This window comes from Paenibacillus cookii (assembly GCF_018333375.1).
GTDB lineage: Bacteria > Bacillota > Bacilli > Paenibacillales > Paenibacillaceae > Paenibacillus_AQ > Paenibacillus_AQ cookii.
On sequence record NZ_BORW01000007.1, the window covers coordinates 15,246 to 33,489 of the forward strand.

Below are 18,244 nucleotides of genomic sequence, written 5' to 3' on the forward strand. Positions count from 1 at the left end.
TATTTGCAAGTCAAACGCGTGATTCCGGATTTCCAATAAATCCGGCCAAGCCCGGTACATAACATTTTATAAATTGAATACAATAAACGATGCATACAGAACCCATTTCCTAATGAACGTAAACAGGACGCATTATGAAATGGATTCATATTACGTATCTTTTACGCAAAGGAGGCCAATTGCATGCATTTTCTGGGTCATGTCGTGCGATTTATCGTTTCTGCGATTGTGCTTATGATTGTCGGCTGGATCGTTCCGCAATTTTCCGTGGGTGGATTCTGGAGCGCCCTGCTGTTGGCCCTGGTCATCGCATTGCTTGGCTGGGTCATTGAAGGAATCTTCGGTAAACGAGTCACGCCGTTCGGTCGGGGCATTGTCGGTTTTATCGTCAGCGCGCTGGTCATTTACATCGCCCAATTCATCGTTGGCGGCGTCAGCGTCACCATCCTTGGGGCGATTCTTGCCGCTCTCGTGATCGGGATTATCGACCTGTTTATTCCGGTTTCTGCCTTCAACGCAGCCAAAGACCGTAAATAACGCTCAAGCGAAAACACCCCGTTCCATGGAACAGGGGTGTTTTCGTCTCGCCCGGCCCTAAGCTCAGATGGAAGCGACCTTGCCTTGGGGCGAGTCGGCCGGAATCGCATCGGAAACCGTCACCACTTTGTTTTTACCTGTCCGCTTGGCTTGATAAAGAGCGCTGTCGGCCTTGCGGAACAACGTTTCCTTGTCGTCCCCCGGCTGGTAATTGCAAAGTCCGATGCTGACGGTGACCGGAGTGCCTTTCATGTTGGAAAGCTCGACGACGGCGATCTCTTTTCGCAGCTCTTCCGTAATGCGCTCCGCCTCCGCCAGCGTTTTATCCGCAAAAATGACCGCAAACTCTTCCCCGCCGTAACGGGCCGCGAAGTCATTCGGCGTCATGATGGAAGTGATCGTCGACGCCACTTGCTTCAGCACCAGATCGCCGACCCAATGTCCGTACGAATCGTTGACCTTTTTGAAACCGTCGATATCGATAATCGCCAGCTGCAGCGGCAAATGATATTTCTCCGAATGCTCCAGCAAAGCGTCAAGGTATTCATGAAACGTTTTATGATTGTAAAGTCCCGTCAACGCATCCATTTTGAGCAGCTTGTCCGAAATGGTTTTTTCGACCAGCAGCTGCTGTTCCGATTTCATTACCGTTTTCAAATAGGCGAAAAATTCCTTGACCCGGATCAAAATGGTTCTCCCGAAAATCAGGCAGACCACAAACACGCTTTCGACCTGGATGAATTCCGGGATCGGTTTCTCGTACAGCGGGCGTTCCAGCAAAAAATAGATCGGAACGTACATCAGTATCGTAAACATGCCGAAGCCGTACATCATTCTCCGGTCGAAATACACGATCGAAATCAACACCGGGAGCAAAAGCGCCACCTGAGAACCGTCCGCGGCCGGCTCCATAATGAAATAAAACAGGTACGAGATCAAAAACCCGCATGCCACTATGGCTTTTTTATGATGTTTCGTCCAGCGCCGCAGCCACGTTTCCGTCATCCCCAGCAGCAATAAGGTTAGCCCGTTGGAGCACAAAAGCCGGGGCCAGAACATGCCGCCTTTCTCAGCCACGCCCTGCGGGATTCCGCCGAACAGCAAAAAAACGGCCTGCGCCAAGAGAAACATCCCCATGACAATCCAGTAAGCATTTAATATTTTTCGGTGCCACCGATCCTCCAAAAGAACATTGTTCCCATCCATGAAAAAGTCAATCCCCTACTCTTTAGGAAAGAATAAATCTTGCAAGGAATAACAAATGAAATCGTGATTATCATTATAGCTTACCGTCAGGCCAAAATACATCTTTAATTGTAAAAATATTGAAAATCAGGCTGATATTCGTTCGATACGGGCGGCAACCGGCGCCGAGTTCACCAATTATTCAAATGCCGATGGCTCCGCGCTTCCATTTTTGGGGTATGATGACTACTAGAATCGTTACTTCAAATTTAATGCTTTGAGGAGGGTCCATCTTGAAAAAGGCCATTGCTTTGGTTCTTTCCTGCACGCTTCTCCTGGTCCTTGCCGCTTGCGGGGAGAAGAACAAAAATGCTTCGTCGCAAGACAGCGGTGTCGCCGAAACGGGCGTCGCCCCGAGCGAAGAACTGGTCATCAAAGCGACCAATTATGCGTTCGATAAACAGGAATATCATCTCAAAAAAGGGGTTCCCGTCAAAATCACGTTCGAGAATGAGGAAGGCACCCACGGCGTATTGATCCCGGGTCTCGAACTCCAGCTCGACAATAAACATAAATCCCAGGTCGTGACGCCCCAAAAAACCGGCACGTTCGAAATGACCTGCTCGGTATTTTGCGGTGCCGGCCATACCGCGATGATCGCCAAGGTGGTCGTCGACGAATAACCAGGCGCCGGGAGACGCCGCAAAACGGTCCCGTAAAACCAACGCTGCCTTTAAAGGTTTGGTTTCGCGGGACTTGGGCGGTTCGACGGCTTCAAGCAAATCCCCCTACGAAAACTGCAGGGAGGAACTTCAACGATGATGTTCCTGCTTGCCCGGTTTGTAGGGGGATTTGCGTCTTTTTAAATCGCAACAATCAGCTTTGGTCCTGTTCGATCAATTCGATCCATTCGTTATATTCCGTTTGCAGCTTGGCATATTCATCCTGAAGCAAGCTGTGTTCTTTTTGCAGTTCCTCCGTTTTTTCCTTCTGGAGTTCAAGCTCCGCTTGAAGGAGCCGATATTGATGGGCTACGAGCTCAAAGCTTTCGCCGACTTCGCGCAGCTCGGCGGCGGCGCGCTCCTTTTCGTCCTGCAAGCGGTCCAGCCGTTCTTCCCCTGCGGCGATCTGGCGCTGCCATTCCGCAAGTTCGGCTTTCAGTTCCTGCTCTTTGCTGTTCCAATGCTCCTCGCGACTCATCATCTCTTCCAGCTTCTCCTGGTAGGACTGAATCGCCAGCTCGCTGCTGCGAAGCAGTTCGCGCTGCTCGTTTTCCCTGTCGGCCGCGTCGTCCAGCATCCGCGTCAGCTCTTCCACCTTGCGGACGGCCTCATCCTTTTCCTCCAGCACCAGCAGGTATTCGATTTCGGTGTCTTCCTGCTGCCGCTTCGTTTCGGCAACCTTTTGCTGCAGTTCCTCATGTTGTTTTTGCAGGCCCTGATACTGCTGCTTCAGGTTTTCGTACTGCTTCAAGTGCTCCTGATAGAGCCGTTCCATGTCGCCCTGTTTCTGCCTGAAATCGTTGGCCTGGCGTTCCGCATCCCGGTAGGCCGCCTCGCGATCCTCAAGCTCGCTCTGCAGCCGCTCGCACTGCTCGCCCAGGTCGGCCAGTTGGTTCAGCAGCTCATCCAGTTCGCGAAGGCGCTGGTCGTATTGGTCCCTGAGCACCTCGTGCTGCTGCAGCGTTTCGCCATGCTGGCGCTGCAGCTTCCGGTACTGCTCTTCTTTATCTTCGATCGACTGCCGGAGCTGTTCAAGCAACGCTTCTTGCTGCGCCGCGGTCTGCTCCAATGCGGCATGCCGCGTTTCATGTTCTTCCAATGCCGCCTGCAGGTTGGCCCGCTCGGCTTGGCTTGCCTCAAGCGACTGCTGGAGCCGCCCGGATTGGGCTTGGCTCTCGTCTAAAGCCCGCTGAATCTGCTCATGCAGGACTTCCTTCTCCTCCAGCGTCTGCCGAAGCTGAAGTTGTTGCGCTTCCTTCTCCTCCAGCGTCTGCAGAATCCGATCCTTTTCGGACTGGTTCTCTTCGAGCTTCCGTTGGAGATTCTGATATTGTTCTTCCTTCTCCTTCAAAGTCTGCCGAAGCTGACCATACCGGGCTTCGTTCTCCGCCAGCGTCTCCTGAAGCTGCTTATATCGACCTTCGCTTTCTTCCAGCATCTGCAGAAGCTGATCGCTTTCGGTTTGACCCTCTTCGAGCTTCCGTTGAAGATCACGATGTTGTTCTTCCTTCTCCTTCAACGTCTGCAGAAGCTGTTCGTACCGGGCTTCGTTCTCCGCCAGCGTCTCCTGAAGCTGCTTATATCGACCTTCGCTTTCTTCCAGCGTCCGTTGAAGTTCGATGTATTGATCTTCCTTCTCCTTCAGCGACTGCTGAAGCTCCCCGTACCGGGCTTCGCTTTCTTGAAGATTCCGCTCAAGCTGCTGCCGAACGCCGTTTTGCTCGCTCAGCGACTGCTGAAGCTTCTCGATCAGCCCATGGCTCGAATCCAGCTGCTCCTGCCGTTCACGGAGCTGCAGCTCCTTGGCCGCAAGAAGCTCCTGCTGCTCCTCGATCGACAGTTCCTGCAGCTGCAGCGTTTCGTCCAGGTCCTCGAGCTTTTGGTTCTGGTATTCGATCTGCCGCTGCTGCTGTTCCAGCCGGGCCTGCTGCTCCTCGTAGTTCCGCTCTGCCGATTCCGCCTTCCGGATTTCCTCCGCGAGCTGCTCCTTCAGAACGCTCAGTTCGTCATGGAGCGATTTCATGCCCGCTTCCAGCGTATCGTTCTGCTCTCCCGCCTCCAGCAGACGGAGTTCCAAATCGCCGATTTCTTCTTTTTGCTTGTCGGCTTGGCTGCGCCAAGAGGCTGCCTCGGCAGCCAGCTTCTCAAGCTCCGCTTTCTGCTTCTGGGCGGATGCGCCGTATTCTTCAAGAAGTTTTTGCATCCGGCGATGCTCCTCTTCCGAAAGCGCCGCTTCTTCTTTGAGACGGTTGATCTGACCGTTCAGCCGAACCTGCTGCTCCCTGAGCGTCTTCAGCTCGGTCTGGGAGACTTCTTCCTTCTTCAGCGCAGCCTGGTGCTGCTCCTGCAGCTTGGCATACGCGTTTTTCGATTGCTGCAGCTCCTCTTGCAGACTGCGGAGCTTCCCTTGCAGCTGGGCGTTTCCTTCCCGAAGCTCGCTCAATTGCTTGTTTAAGCCATCGATGGCCGCCTGATGTTTTTGCTCCGCCTCGCGCAGGGAAGCCTCATGCTTGTCGCGGGCTTCCTTCAATGCGGCCAGATGTTTGTCTTCGGCGGTTTTGAGCAGCTCCTGCTGTTTCTGCTGCGCCGCTTGAAGCGCCGCGGCATGCCTCTTCTCAAGCTCCTGGACCGCCGTTTTATGCCGCGCTTCGAGCGATTGCCGGTCTCTTTGGTACTGCTCGGCCGCCTGCTTCTCCTTCCGCTGCAGCGTTTCCTTCATTTCCGTTTCCTTCTTGAGCAAAGCGCGCGCTTCCTCCAGCTCTTTGCCGAGCGAAGCCCGGGTTTTCTGCAGTTCCGCGCCAAGCGAGGTTTTCGTGTCTTCCAGCTGCTTCTTCAGCTCCGCCTGCTCGGTTTCCCACTGCTTGCGAAGCTCCTCCTTTTCCTTGACGCTTGCATGATGTTCTTCCCTAAGCTTTTCGTAAAGCTCCTGCTGCTCCGCGCGGAGCGTATGGAGCTTCGCCAGCTCGCTCCGCAGCTCGCTTCTTTCGCCGGTCAGCATTTTGACCTCGTTTTGAAGCTCGTTCACCTGAAGGGCTTCCTCGGCCATATGTACGGCTGTCAGCACGGCAAGCTTCATCGTATCGAGCCGGGCGTGGTTTTTGGAAATGGCGTTCATCCGCTCATCGACGTAAGCGGCGATCTTTTTCATATAGTCGGCACTGCTGCCCACCAATTTATAAGAAGTCCCGTAGATCTCTACGGTGACGCGTGTACGATCTGGTGTAGTCACTGCTTGCGCCCTCCTTCATATGTGTGTTGGTCTGAGATGTCTGTTCTTTTCGCAAAAAAAGCCACATCGAATCGTTATGTACATGGATTCGATGCGGCTTTGTTCAATTCCTGCTATTTTCTCAATTCTGCATGAAAAGTTTGCTCAAGCCGGGTGACTACGGCTGCATGCGCTGCGGATACCTCTTCATCCGTAAGCGTACGTTCGTTGTGGCGGTATACCGTCGAAATCGCGACGCTTTTTTTGCCTTCGCCGAGCTTGCTGCCCGTATACACATCGAATACCTGCACGGACTGCAGCAATTCTCCCGCGGCTTCGCGGATCGCGCTGATCATGGCGCCCGCTTCCACGCCTTGGTCGACCACGACGGCGATATCGCGTTCCGACGCCGGGAAGCGAGGGAGCTCGCGGTACCGGATCTCTTCGCTGGTGTGATCATACAGCGGCTGAAGCAAAATCTCCGCGGCGTATACGTCGCCGAGGCCGCGCTCCTGCTGAAGCTGCGGATGCACTTGGCCGAGCGTGCCGATCAGCACCTGCTCTCCGCCGTGCTGCAAATAGACGGAAGCGGAACGGCCCGGATGGTATCCCTCCGGCTGGTTCGCCACGTAACGGATGACGTCCTCCAAGCCGAGGAATTCGAACAGCGTTTCCAGCGCGCCTTTCAGGTCGAAAAAGTCCACGCTCTCCGGAGCCTGATTCCACTGCTTATCCACGCGGTTTCCGCACAACATCAGCGACAGCACCGGCAGCTCCTTCGGCTGGACCGTCACCTGTTCCTCGTGCGTATAGAACACGTTCCCGATTTCGAATACGGCAAGGTCGTTTTGCTTGCGGTTGGCGTTATACGCGGCAACGTCGAGCAGGTTCGGAATGACGCTGGTGCGGAGGACGCTGCGCTCCTCGCTCATCGGCATCAGCAGCTTGACGGCATGGCTGCCCTCGGTCAAGGCTGGGAACAAGCGGGTCGTCTCCGGATGCGTGAAGGAATACGTAATGACCTCCTGCCATCCGCCATGCGTAAACAGCTTGCGGATATCGCGGCGAATCGCCTGCGCCTTCGTGTAAGCGCCCGGCGTCGTTTGGCCTTCGATCGCCGTCGTCGGGATGTTGTCGTAGCCGTACAGGCGGGCGATCTCTTCGATCAAATCCACGTCCAGCGTAATGTCTCCGCGCCGCGTCGGCACTTTAACTTCAAGCACGCCCTGCGCGGTGTCCGCGCAGCTGAAATGGAGGCGATTGAAAATCGTTTTGACCTCCAGCATCGACAGGTCCGTCCCGAGGAAACGGTTCAGCTTGTCGAACGAAAGCACGATCACCTTCTCTTCGGTTTGCGCCGATCCGGCTTCCACGATGCCTTTATGAACGGCTCCGGACGCATAACGGCAAATCAGCTCCGCAGCCCGGTTCAGCGCGGGAATGACCGCTCCCGGATCCACTTCCTTCTCGAACCGCAGGCTCGCTTCGGAGCGGAGCCCCAGCTGTCTGGACGTTTTCCGCACGGCACCGCCGTCGAACTTGGCGGATTCCAGCAGGATGTTCACCGTACCGTCGGTCACTTCGGAATTCAGCCCGCCCATGACGCCGGCAAGCGCGACCGGTTTTACGCCGTCGGTAATGAGCAGCATATGCGGCTCCAGCTTGCGTTCCTGCCCGTCCAGCGTGACCAGCGTTTCGCCTTCCTTGGCAAGGCGGACGTCGATCGCGCCGTTCTCCAGCTGATCGGCGTCAAACGCATGCAGCGGCTGGCCGTATTCGAGCATGACATAGTTCGTGATATCGACGATGTTGTTGATCGGGCGCACACCCGCTGCCATCAGCCGGTTTTGCATCCACTGCGGGGAAGGCCCGATTTTGACGCCCGTGATGTATCTGGCCGCATAATGGCTGCATTGCTCCGGAGCGCTGATGTTGACGGAAATATGGTCGGCTGCCGCATCGCTGACTTCCATCAATTCCTTTTCCGGCTTCGGCAGCTTCACGTCCCGGCCGAGAATGGCTCCGACTTCGTAAGCCGCGCCGATCATGCTGAGGCAGTCGGAACGGTTCGGCGTCAGATCGAATTCCAGCACCTGGTCGTCCAGCCCCAATACCGGTCCGATCGGCGTGCCGACCTGCACGTTCTCCTGCAGCACAAGGATGCCTTCCTGCTGCTCCTTCGGCAGAAGCTTATCGTTCATGCCGAGCTCTTTTGCCGAGCAGATCATCCCTTGCGACGCGACGCCGCGCAGCTTGGCCTTTTTGATTTCCAGCCCGCCGGGAAGCTTTGCTCCGACGAGCGCCACCGGCACCTTTTGCCCTGCCGCGACGTTTTTCGCGCCGCATACGATCTGCAGGTCTTCTTCTTGTCCGGCATCGACGATGCAGACGTTCAGCTTATCCGCATCCGGATGTTTTTCCTTGCTTTTTACGTAGCCGACAACGACCTTGGAAACGCCTTTGTTGCGGTGTTCGATTTCGTCGATTTCGATCCCCGCGCGCGTGATTTGTTCGGCAAGCTCTTCGGCCGCCACGTTTTCAAGCGAAACATAGTCCGCCAACCATTCTGTTGATACCTTCATCCCGGGTCCCTTCCTTCTTTCCTGATTTCATGTCCGTTCGCATTCGCCCTTACCGGCGGGCGAACTGTTTCAAAAATGCCATATCCCCGTTATAGAAATGACGAATGTCGTCAATGCCGTACTTGAGCATCGCGATCCGGTCCGGCCCCATGCCGAAAGCGAATCCGCTGTATACTTCAGGGTCGTAGCCGCCTTTGCGGAGCACCTCCGGGTGCACCATGCCGCAGCCCAAGATTTCCAGCCAGCCGGTCTGCTTGCATACGCGGCAGCCGCTGCCTCCGCATCTTGCGCAGGTCACGTCCACTTCGGCGCTTGGCTCGGTGAACGGGAAGAAGCTTGGACGCAAACGGATTTGGGTTTCAGGCCCGAACATTTTTTGCACGAACTGGAGCAGCGTGCCTTTCAGGTCGCTCATCCGGATGTTTTCGCCGATGACCAGCCCTTCGATCTGGTTGAACTGGAAGGAGTGCGTCGCGTCATCGTCATCGCGGCGGTACACTTTGCCCGGGCAGATGACTTTGACCGGCACGTGCCCCTGCTTTTTTTCCATCGTCCGCACTTGGACCGGCGACGTTTGCGTCCGCATCAAAATGTCTTCCGTGATGTAGAACGTATCCTGCATATCGCGCGCCGGGTGGTTTTTCGGCAGATTCAGCGCTTCGAAGTTGTAATAATCGGTCTCCACTTCCGGACCTTCGGCGATTTCATATCCCATGCCGATGAAAATTTCTTCGATTTCCTGGATGACCCGGTTCAGCGGATGAACGCCGCCCTGCTTCATTTTGCGTCCAGGCAGCGTCACGTCGACTTTTTCCGCCTGCAGGCGCTTTTCGGTTTCGGCTTTTTGGAATGCTTCCTGCTTCGATTCGATGACCGCTTCGATCGCGCCGCGCACGTCGTTGGCCACCTGGCCGATGACCGGACGTTCTTCCGCGCTAAGCGCGCCCATGCCCCGCAAAATTTCCGTCAGGGCGCCTTTTTTGCCCAAATATTTGACGCGCAGGTCATTCAGCTGCTGCACGTCCTCTACTCCCTGCAGCTGGTCCAGGGCTTCCTGCCGCAGCGCTTCGAGTTTCTCCTTCATCTTTTTCCTGCCTCCTTCTCAAAATAAACGTACCGCTCTCGCCTTAAGGGGCGATTCGGCAAGCCTCCCCGCAAATGAGAGGAACACCGGACCTTCCCCTTTGCAGCTTTGTTTTCAGAAAACAAAAAAGGCCTTTTCTCCCGAAAAGGGACGAAAAGACCGTGGTACCACCCTTGTTAGAACCGCCTATTGCCCGCGCACGGACATGCCTGTTCTCACTCTGATTCGTCTTTAACGGCACGAAAGCCGGTACCCCCTACTGCCCCGTGCCGGCCGGGCCGGACAAGAAGTTCAGGGAACTGCTCCGGAGGGAATTTCGGCAGCCCTGTCCTGTAGAAACGCTCTCAATCTACGGCGTCTCCTCCCTGTAAAGCGGCACTGCGTACTTGTCTCCATCATGGCATTTGATTTGTTGTTGAACATCAATATATGACGTTGATTACATCTTGCACACTATAGTCCACTATTATAAGCAAAAAGGGCGGCGGTGGCAAGTCACCGCCCCCTTCGCGCCGGAATTAAAGGCTCTCCAGTTCCTTCCGCAGCGAACGAATTTGCCGGATGCGCTCCTCGGCGCCCTCCGCCTCTTCGATCTCGAGCAGCCTGGCGATTTCCCATTCAAGCGCGAGCCTCCGGTTTTCCCGCTCCGGATCTTCCTTTAAAGCTCCCCCATGCCTTGCCTTGCGCTCCTCTTCTTCCTCCACCGTGCCTTCGAAAAGCTCCGGTTCGCGATCCGGGGATAACGTCAGCAGGCGGTTCGCCAGCTTGCGGACCAGCATCCGGTCATGGGACACGGCGAGCAAGGCTCCGGGATACGAAGCCAGCGCCTCTTCCACCACCTCGCGCGTCTGGATGTCCAGGTAGTTCGTCGGCTCATCCAGCACAAGCAGGTTGGCGCCGCTGAAATACAGCTGCACGAACGCCGCCCGGCATTTTTCGCCCATGCTCAGATTGCCGATTTTTTTGAACACGTCTTCCCGCGAAAACAGAAAGCAGCCCAGAATCGTGCGCGCATGCGTTTCCGTCATGTCCGGCAGTCGCAGCAAGCTGTCCAGCAGCGTTTCCTCTTCATTCAAGCCTTCCAGCTCCTGCGAAAAATAACCGATGCGGACCGCCGGGTGCATCCATATTTTGCCCTGATCCGGTTCAAGCTCGCCGAGCACCAGCTTCAGCAGCGTCGATTTGCCGCTGCCGTTCGGGCCTCTTACCGCCATCCGGTCGCCGCGGGACAGATCCAGGTCCAGCCCCCGGAAGAGCGGTTCACGGTCATAAGCGAAGGTTACGCCTTCCAGCCGCAGCAGGTAGCGGGCGGCAAACCCTCCGTCCCCAAGCTGCATGTGGACCTTCGGCGTGTCCCTCGGCTTTTGCACGCTGTCCTTTTCCAGGCGCTCCAGTTCTTTTTGCTTCGCATGGTACCTGGAAATATTTTTCTTCGCTTTCGCTTTGTAATAAGGAGTAGCGGCCTTGGTTTCGGTATTTTTGTCGGCCGATTTTTCGGCATGGTGAAACCATTCCTGGTAACGGCGGATCGACTCTTCCAGCGCTTCCTTCGCCTGCTTTTGCTTTTTGTACAGCGCCTCCTGCTCCCTCAGCTCCCGCTCCTTTTCCCGTTTGTAGTCGGAATAGCCGCCCTTGTATTTTTTCGCGCCTGTCGCGGTCAGTTCGCAGATTCCCGTCGCCACATGGTCCAGAAACGTCCGGTCATGGGAGACGATCAGCACGGTGCCTTCAAATTGGTTAAGCCAATGTTCGAGCCAGGCCATGCTTTCCCCGTCAAGGTGGTTGGTCGGTTCGTCAAGCAGGAGGAACGCCGGGCGTTTGGCCAGCAGCGCCGCCAGCCGGACCCGCGTTTTCTGGCCGCCGCTCAGGTCCGCGAAAGGCAGCTCCCATAGCTCCGGTCCGATGTTCAGCATGGTAAGCACTCTCTCGAGCTCGATTTCCCACTGGAACCCGCCGAGCTGCTCATAACGCTCCAGCGTTTGCCCGTAAGCTTCAAGCACGGTGCCGTCTTCCGAAGCGGAAGGGTCCGCGAGCCGCTGCTCAAGCTGCTTCAAGCTTTGTTTCGCGTGCCAGACCTCGCCGCTGTCGCATCCCGCCGCATCCAGCGTTTTCAAGGACATCAGCGATTCCGAGCTCTGCTCCATCATTCCCCACTGCTCGAGAGGCAGCCCGCGCTCCACGCTGCCCCGGTCCGGGGCCAGCCGTCCCGTCAGGATGTTGAGCAGCGTCGTTTTGCCGGCTCCGTTGGCGCCGAACAACGCCAGCCGCTCCCCTTCGAAAATTTCGAAATCCACGTTTTCAAAAATCGTCTTTCCTTTAAACTCCTTGGCCAACTGTTTCGCTTTGATCAAATTCATCATCTATGCATCACCCTTTTAAAATCAAATGAAAAAACCGCAGGCAGCACGCCTACGGCAGGGATTCGAAAATATGATGATGCCTATTCGCTCATGCGCGGGCATACGGAGCCAAATGACCCGGAATGGACTGCCATCCGGAACGATTCTCCATATATGCCTTCAAAAACGCAGAAAAAAAGCACTCTGCATCCGTAACAAGGCCCACGAGTCCACAAAAATAGACATAACCACTCTCTTCCCTGCGCTTGGCGCGAGAAAACTGCCTGTGCAACATATTCATGTCGTCATGCAGATTAAAGAGAATAGCCATATGTATCCATTGGTATTGTGGTTACCTCGTTTCGTTAGGATGAAATGCTCCATGCCATTGTATCAAATTTAGCCGGGGAAGGAAAGCCCGGAAAAACGGGCGCGTACATCTGCGGATATACTCCGCGGATACATAATCGATTTGCCATAGGATTTCCTTGAGCACTTACGTTATTATCCTATTGATGAGCACTTACGTTATTATCCTATTGATGTTTGGCTTTCGGCCAAAGAAAGAACGCACACCCCATAAGCGTGTGGACCATCCCGGCTCTGCGAATCCTTATCGTTGCTGCCCTCGCTTCCATGACAGACGCTCGGGTCCGCTTCGGCCGGACTATGTGCCTCTTGCGCCGTGATCGGTTTCCTAACGAATAAAGAACAGCCCGCCCCTGACCGCCAGGAATAGGCTGTTCTATCGATGATGCAGCTTAAACCTCTTCCAAGATCATGACCCCGCGCCCCGGCAGCTCCACGGTTCCCGTCAGCGTTTGCCCGGAAAGCAGATCCCGCCGCTTGCCGCTGCCGACGTCGACGGCCGCCCGCTCCGCGTTATGGTTCAGCAGGAAGAGGAATGACCGGCCTTCCTTCACGCGCCTTGCGGCTTCCACCCCTTCGGGGAGCCGCTCGACCAGAGGTTTGACGCCTTGATCCGCGCACAGCTTGGCAAGGAACGGACGCAAAAACGCCGGAGCCGCGCTCGTGGCTACATAATACGCCTTGCCTTTGCCGAAGGCGTTGACGGTCAATGCCGGCATGCCCTGATAAAAATCCGAGCCGTATTCCGCCAGCACGTCGGCCCCTTCCGCGTGGATCAGATCGAACAGCATTTCGCAGTCGTAGGAGCCCTCCAGTTCGCCGAAGGTCTTCTTCATGACGATCTGATTGTACTGCCCCCGCGGGAGCGCGTCGATCTCCTCCGCCCAGATGCCGAGCAGCGGACGAAGCTCGCCCGGATATCCCCCGGTGGTGACGCGGTCGTTCTCATTGACGATGCCGCTGAAAAACGTCGTCACGAACGTGCCGCCTGCCGCCGTAAAGGCCTCCAGCTTTTTGGCGACCCCCGGTCTGACCATGTACATGACCGGCCCGATGACGATGTCGTACCGGCCGTAATCGGCCTCCACGCCGATCATGTCCGCCTGAATGCCCAGCTTGAAGAGGGCGTCGTAATATTTATGCACCTCGGCGACGTACTGCAGCTCCACCGTCGGGCCGCTCGAAAGCTCGATCGCCCAGCGGTTTTCCCAGTCGTACAAAATCGCCACTTTCGCGTCGCTGCGGGCGTCCAGCAGCGTGTCCCCCAGCCGTTTCAACTCTTCGCCAAGCGCGGCCACCTCGCGGAACACGCGCGTATGCTCATGCCCCGCATGTTCGATGACCGCGCCGTGAAACTTTTCGCAGGCCCCGATCGAACGCCGCATTTGGAAAAACATGACCGTATCCGCGCCGCGGGCGACCGCCTGATAGCTCCACAGCCGCATGACGCCGGGTCTTTTCAGCGAGTTGTAAGCCTGCCAGTTTTGCTGGCTCGGCGTCTGCTCCATCAACAGGAACGGCATCCCGTCTTTCAGCCCGCGCATCAAATCGTGGACCATCGCCGTCTCGCTGACGGGCGTCGTAAGCGACGGGTAGTTGTCCCAGGAGATGACGTCCATCTCTTTGGCCCAATCGAAATAGTTCAGCTCCGGGTACGTGCCCATCAGGTTGGTCGTAATCGGCACGTCCTTGCTGTGCTCGCGGATCGCGTCCGCTTCGATTTTGTAGCAGGCCAGCAGGCTGTCCGACATAAACCGGCGAAAATCAAGCGAAATGCCTTGGAACGCGCTGACGTTGCCCTCCCCTTCTTCACTGAGGCCGCTGGGCAGCACGATTTCGTCCCAATCGTAAAAGGTATGTCCCCAAAAGCGCGTATTCCATGCGCGATTGACGGCATCGAGCGTTCCGTAGCGGTTTTGCAGCCATTCGCGGAATGCCGCCTCGCATCGTTCGCAGTAGCAGTAACCCCCGTATTCGTTCGATACGTGCCAGAGCAAAAGCGCGGGATGATCTTTGTAGCGCTCCGCCAGCTTGCCGGCGATCCGCCCGGAATATTCGCGGTACGTCGGACTGTTCGGGCAGGAATTGTGGCGCCCGCCGAACTTTCGCTTCCTTCCGTAAAAATCGACCCGCCTGACGTCGGGGTAACGTTTCGCCATCCAGGCCGGATGCGCCGCCGTGCTTGTCGCAAGCACGACGCCGATGCCGTCCGCATGGAGGCGGTCCATCGTTTCGTCCAGCCAGGCAAAATCGTACGTATGTTCATCCGGCTGATTCAGCGCCCAGGAAAACACGTTGATCGTCGCGACGTCGATCCCGGCGAGCTTGAACATCCGGTGGTCTTCTTTCCACTCTTCCGGCCCCCACTGCTCCGGATTATAATCTCCGCCGTACCAAATTTTCGGCAGTTTTGGATGGATCACATCGGCCGCCTCCCCTTATCGCATCGCTGCTTATTCCGTGACCAAAAAATTGTTTTTCGCCAGCTTCTGGTACCAGTAGAAACTTTCCTTCGGCGTGCGTTTCAACGTTCGGTAATCGACATGGATCAATCCGAAGCGCATGCCGTAACCTTCCGCCCATTCGAAGTTATCGAGCAGCGACCATTCCATGTACCCTTTCACGGGCACGCCGTCGCTGATGGCGCGGTGCATGGAAATGATATGCTGGCGCAGGTACCGGATGCGGCGGATATCGTTTACTTTTCCGTCCACCGGCTCGTCGTTGATGCAGGCGCCGTTTTCCGTGATATAGATCGGAACGTTGCCGTATTTTTGATGGGTGTACCGCAGCGAATCGTACAAGCCGACCGAATCCAGCGGCCAGCCGATATCCGTCCGGTCGTAGCCCATGTTCAGCTCCTCGTCGTCGAACAGGTTATTGCCCGGCGCGTAACGACGCACGCTTGCGGTGTAATAGTTCCCGCCGATGAAATCGACCGGCTGGCGGATCGTTTCCATGTCGCCCGGCTGCACGTCCGGTTTTGCTCCCCCTTTTTCGAAAACCTTCAGCAGCCGTTCTGGATAACGGCCGAAATAGATCGGATCGAGGAACCAGTCCCACGTCCATTCGATCGCGCGCTGGCAGACTTCCTTGTCCTGCTCGCTGCTCGTATACGGATAAGCCCACGTAATGTTCGGGGCGATGCCGATTTCCCCGTCATAGCCATGTTCGCGGTAGCTGCGGACGGCCTCGCCGTGCGCCCGGAGCAAATTGTGGGCCACGTTGACGGCCAGCTGCAAATCCCGGTAGCCCGGCGCATGCACGCCCAGATAGTTCGAGAGGAAGGAGCTGCACCACGGCTCGTTCAGCGTGATCCATTTTTTGATTTTCCCGGAAAATTCCTTGAACATCGTTTCGGCATACTGTTTAAAAGCGATCGCCGTATCGCGGTTGTTCCATCCGCCTTCGTCCTGAAGCGCTTGCGGGAGATCCCAGTGGTAAAGCGTGCAAAACGGTTCGATGCCGTTCTTCAGCAGCTCGTCGACGAAGCGGTGATAGAAATCGAGCCCGGCCAGGTTGACCTCGCCCCGTCCTTGCGGGTAAATGCGCGGCCAGGACACGGAGAAGCGGTACGTCGTAATGCCAAGCTCCTTCATGTAGGCGATGTCTTCCTTATAACGGTGGTAGCTGTCGCAGGCAACGTCCCCGTTGTCCCCGTTTTTCACCTTTCCCGGCGTATGCGAAAACGTACCCCAGATCGAAAGCCCGCGCCCGTCCTCGGCGTAGGCCCCTTCGATCTGGTAAGCGGCCGTCGCGGCCCCCCAGCGGAAATCGGACGGAAATTGAAATATGCTCATGTCATTTCTCCTCCATCATCGGTGTTATCGTATACGTCTCTCCCGGCTGTGTCGCAAATCCTTCCGCGGCTGACACGGAAGTCCCGTCTTGGCGCCGGACGACGAATGCATCCCCGTTCAAAATCCGGCAGGCGCGTCCATGCGCGGACGTGATTCGCGCCCGGGTCAGCCTCCCTTCGGCCCATTCCATGTCGACGGTAAACCCGCCGCGGGCGGCAAGTCCCCGAACCTTTCCGCGGCTCCAGGCTTCCGGCAGCGCCGGAAGCAGCTCGAGACCTTCGGCATGGCTTTGGAGGAGCATCTCCGCTACCCCCGCCGTGTAGCCGAAGTTGCCGTCGATTTGGAACGGGGGATGGTTGCCGAACAAGTTCGGGAGGGTCGAATCGCTCAACACCCGGCGGATGCTGCGGTAAGCCCGCTCCCCGTCGCCCAGCCGGGCGAACAAATTGATCATCCAGGCCGCGCTCCAGCCGGTATGGCCGCTGCCGGCCGCAAGCCTCGCCTCCAGCGTCAAGGAGGCCGCTTCGGCAAGCTCCGGCGACTTTCGCGAATGGATGGCGCTTCCCGGGTACAAGCCGTATACATGGGAAACATGGCGGTGTCCCGGTTCATGCTCGGCAAAATCCCCGCTCCATTCCCTGAGCCGCCCGTCGGGCGCGATGCCCGGATGGGCAAGCCGTTCCCGCCGTGCCGCCAGCTCGCCGCGGAACTCGGGATCCGCGTCCAAAATCGTCGACGCCTGGATGCAGTGGCCGAACAACTCGTCGATCAGCGCCATGTCCATGGCGGAACCCGGTGCCACGCTGCACGGCGTCCCGTCCGCCGTCCGAAACTCGTTCTCCGGCGACGTCGACAGCGGCGTCGTCCATGTGCCGTCCGGGAGCTGCACCAGCCAGTCCAGGCAAAACAGCGCGGCTCCTTTCAGGATCGGATACGCCGTTTCCCTCAGAAACTCCGGATCCGGCCGGAAAGCATACCGCTCCCACAAATGCCTCGACAGCCATGCGCCGGCCATCGGCCAAAACGCCCACTTGGCGCTGCCGGCCGATGGCGTCGACATCCGCCACAAATCGGTGTTATGATGCGCCGTCCACCCGCGGCATCCGTAATGAACCGCAGCCGTGCGCCCGCCGCTGACGCTCAGTTCGCGGATGAGGTCGAAAAGCGGCTCGTGGCACTCTCCCAAGCTGCATGTTTCCGCCGGCCAATAGTTCATTTCCGTATTGATATTGGTCGTATAGTTGCTGTTCCACGGCGGCTGAAGATGCGGATTCCAGATGCCCTGCAGGTTCAGGGCCTGGGTGCCGGGCCGGGAGCCGGCGATCATCAGGTACCGCCCGTAATGGAAGAGCAGGCTTTCGAGCTGCGGATCGGACGCACCGCTTTGGTAGGCTGTCAGCCGCTCATCGGCGGGGAGGTTCGCAGACTCTTTCGTCCCCGGTGCCTCCGCGCCGATATGCAGATCGCAGCGGTCAAACAGCGCACGGTAATCCTGCACGTGGCGCTGGCGAACCGTTTCGTATGCCTTCGGGGCATCCCGCAAAATCCGCGAGCATTTCTCAACCGGCGAACCCCCGTCCCGTCCCGGCATCGCGTCGTATCCCGCGAAATCCGTGGCTGCCGTAAGCAGCAGCAAAACCGAGTTCGCCCGGCGGATGACGAGGCGCCCGTGTTCGGTTTTCGCTTCGCCGCCGCGGGTGTTGGCTGTCAGCACGACCGCGAAGCCGATCCCCAGCCCCTCCTCATAAAGGACCGGGTTGGGATGGTCGCCGCGGTAATTTTCCGCGACATGGGACGGGCCGCGGCCTGTCAGGACCAGCTCCCCATCCCCCTCGATCCGGAACGGATGCGGCGAAGATAACCGGACCTCCATATCGGGCAGCAGCGCTTCGCCGCTTCCGTCCGCGTTTTCGGCATGGATTCGCACGGCGATGACGTCATCCGCATGGCTGGCGAGCACCTCCCGGAAGATGTTGACGCCGTCTGCCTCATAGCTGACTTCCGCCACCGCCTCCTCCAAATGAAGCGCCCGGCGGTAGTTTCGGATCTCGCCTTGCGCGCGGATGGCGATATGAAGATCGCCAAGCGGCTGATAGGATTCGCTCCGCCGCCCGATCATGCCCCCTTCGATCAGCGCTTCGGCTTCCTTGTATCTCCCTTCGGCGGCCAGCGCCTTGGCCGGGTTCAGATGACGGAGCGCCTCGTAATTTAACGTATCCCGCGGGAAGCCGGACCAAAGCGTGTCTTCGTTCAGCTGAATCCGCTCTTCCCGGTCTCCTCCGAATACCATGCCTCCCAGCCGGCCGTTCCCGACCGGCAGCGCTTCGGTCCATTCCCGGGCCGGCCTCCCGTACCATAATTCCTTTTCGTTTTGGCTCATGCGACTTTTCCCCTTCCCAGACCCATGTCAACTCATCT

Annotated in this window: 10 protein-coding genes; 2 read left to right on the forward strand and 8 right to left on the reverse strand. The window is 57.3% G+C overall.

Translation table 11 applies throughout. The features are described from left to right. The first annotated feature begins 183 nt into the window (after positions 1 to 183). Positions 184 to 537 carry a phage holin family protein gene (locus tag KI367_RS08965; RefSeq protein ID WP_081992225.1) on the forward strand — a complete coding sequence of 118 codons (354 nt, stop codon included), beginning with the start codon at positions 184 to 186 and terminating at the stop codon, positions 535 to 537. 63 nt (positions 538 to 600) lie between these two features. On the opposite strand, the gene KI367_RS08970 is transcribed toward KI367_RS08965, so the two are convergent. Continuing rightward, positions 601 to 1,743: a GGDEF domain-containing protein gene (locus KI367_RS08970; protein WP_212949081.1), complete on the reverse strand. Its 1,143-nt coding sequence runs from the start codon at positions 1,741 to 1,743 to the stop codon at positions 601 to 603. A 272-nt stretch (positions 1,744 to 2,015) separates the two neighbouring features. On the opposite strand from KI367_RS08970, the gene KI367_RS08975 reads away from it, so the two are divergent. Next, complete coding sequence (locus KI367_RS08975; RefSeq protein ID WP_036708543.1) at positions 2,016 to 2,405, forward strand: cytochrome c oxidase subunit II; 390 nt, start codon at positions 2,016 to 2,018, stop codon at positions 2,403 to 2,405. Between the two features lie 193 nt (positions 2,406 to 2,598). On the opposite strand, the gene KI367_RS08980 is transcribed toward KI367_RS08975, so the two are convergent. The 7 genes from KI367_RS08980 to KI367_RS09010 all read right to left on the reverse strand — a co-directional run bounded on the left by KI367_RS08980 (position 2,599) and on the right by KI367_RS09010 (position 18,206). Further along, a complete protein-coding gene (locus KI367_RS08980) occupies positions 2,599 to 5,673 on the reverse strand; it encodes a hypothetical protein (RefSeq protein WP_212949083.1) in 3,075 nt (1,024 codons plus the stop codon). Positions 5,674 to 5,786: 113 nt separating this feature from the next. After that, complete coding sequence (pheT, locus tag KI367_RS08985; protein ID WP_036708539.1) at positions 5,787 to 8,234, reverse strand: phenylalanine--tRNA ligase subunit beta; 2,448 nt, start codon at positions 8,232 to 8,234, stop codon at positions 5,787 to 5,789. Positions 8,235 to 8,283: 49 nt separating this feature from the next. Further along, positions 8,284 to 9,318 carry a phenylalanine--tRNA ligase subunit alpha gene (gene pheS / locus KI367_RS08990; protein WP_212949085.1) on the reverse strand — a complete coding sequence of 345 codons (1,035 nt, stop codon included), beginning with the start codon at positions 9,316 to 9,318 and terminating at the stop codon, positions 8,284 to 8,286. Between the two features lie 518 nt (positions 9,319 to 9,836). Beyond that, entirely contained in the window at positions 9,837 to 11,678 is a 1,842-nt protein-coding gene (abc-f, locus tag KI367_RS08995; RefSeq protein WP_212949087.1) for a ribosomal protection-like ABC-F family protein, read from the reverse strand. 740 nt (positions 11,679 to 12,418) lie between these two features. Then, a complete protein-coding gene (locus KI367_RS09000) occupies positions 12,419 to 14,449 on the reverse strand; it encodes a beta-galactosidase (RefSeq protein WP_212949090.1) in 2,031 nt (676 codons plus the stop codon). Positions 14,450 to 14,479: 30 nt separating this feature from the next. Next, positions 14,480 to 15,826: a GH1 family beta-glucosidase gene (locus KI367_RS09005; RefSeq protein WP_212949092.1), complete on the reverse strand. Its 1,347-nt coding sequence runs from the start codon at positions 15,824 to 15,826 to the stop codon at positions 14,480 to 14,482. A gap of 1 nt (position 15,827) precedes the next feature. Continuing rightward, positions 15,828 to 18,206 carry a glycoside hydrolase family 95 protein gene (locus tag KI367_RS09010; protein WP_212949094.1) on the reverse strand — a complete coding sequence of 793 codons (2,379 nt, stop codon included), beginning with the start codon at positions 18,204 to 18,206 and terminating at the stop codon, positions 15,828 to 15,830. Positions 18,207 to 18,244: the final 38 nt, after the last annotated feature.

Bases quoted from the DNA above. Each gene is read 5' to 3' on its own strand.
- pheS (WP_212949085.1), bottom strand. From the start codon at position 9,318: ATGAAGGAGAAACTCGAAGCGCTGCGGCAGGAAGCCCTGGACCAGCTG.
- KI367_RS08965 (WP_081992225.1), top strand. From the start codon at position 184: ATGCATTTTCTGGGTCATGTCGTGCGATTTATCGTTTCTGCGATTGTG.
- abc-f (WP_212949087.1), bottom strand. From the start codon at position 11,678: ATGATGAATTTGATCAAAGCGAAACAGTTGGCCAAGGAGTTTAAAGGA.
- KI367_RS09005 (WP_212949092.1), bottom strand. From the start codon at position 15,826: ATGAGCATATTTCAATTTCCGTCCGATTTCCGCTGGGGGGCCGCGACG.
- KI367_RS08970 (WP_212949081.1), bottom strand. From the start codon at position 1,743: ATGGATGGGAACAATGTTCTTTTGGAGGATCGGTGGCACCGAAAAATA.
- pheT (WP_036708539.1), bottom strand. From the start codon at position 8,234: ATGAAGGTATCAACAGAATGGTTGGCGGACTATGTTTCGCTTGAAAAC.
- KI367_RS09010 (WP_212949094.1), bottom strand. From the start codon at position 18,206: ATGAGCCAAAACGAAAAGGAATTATGGTACGGGAGGCCGGCCCGGGAA.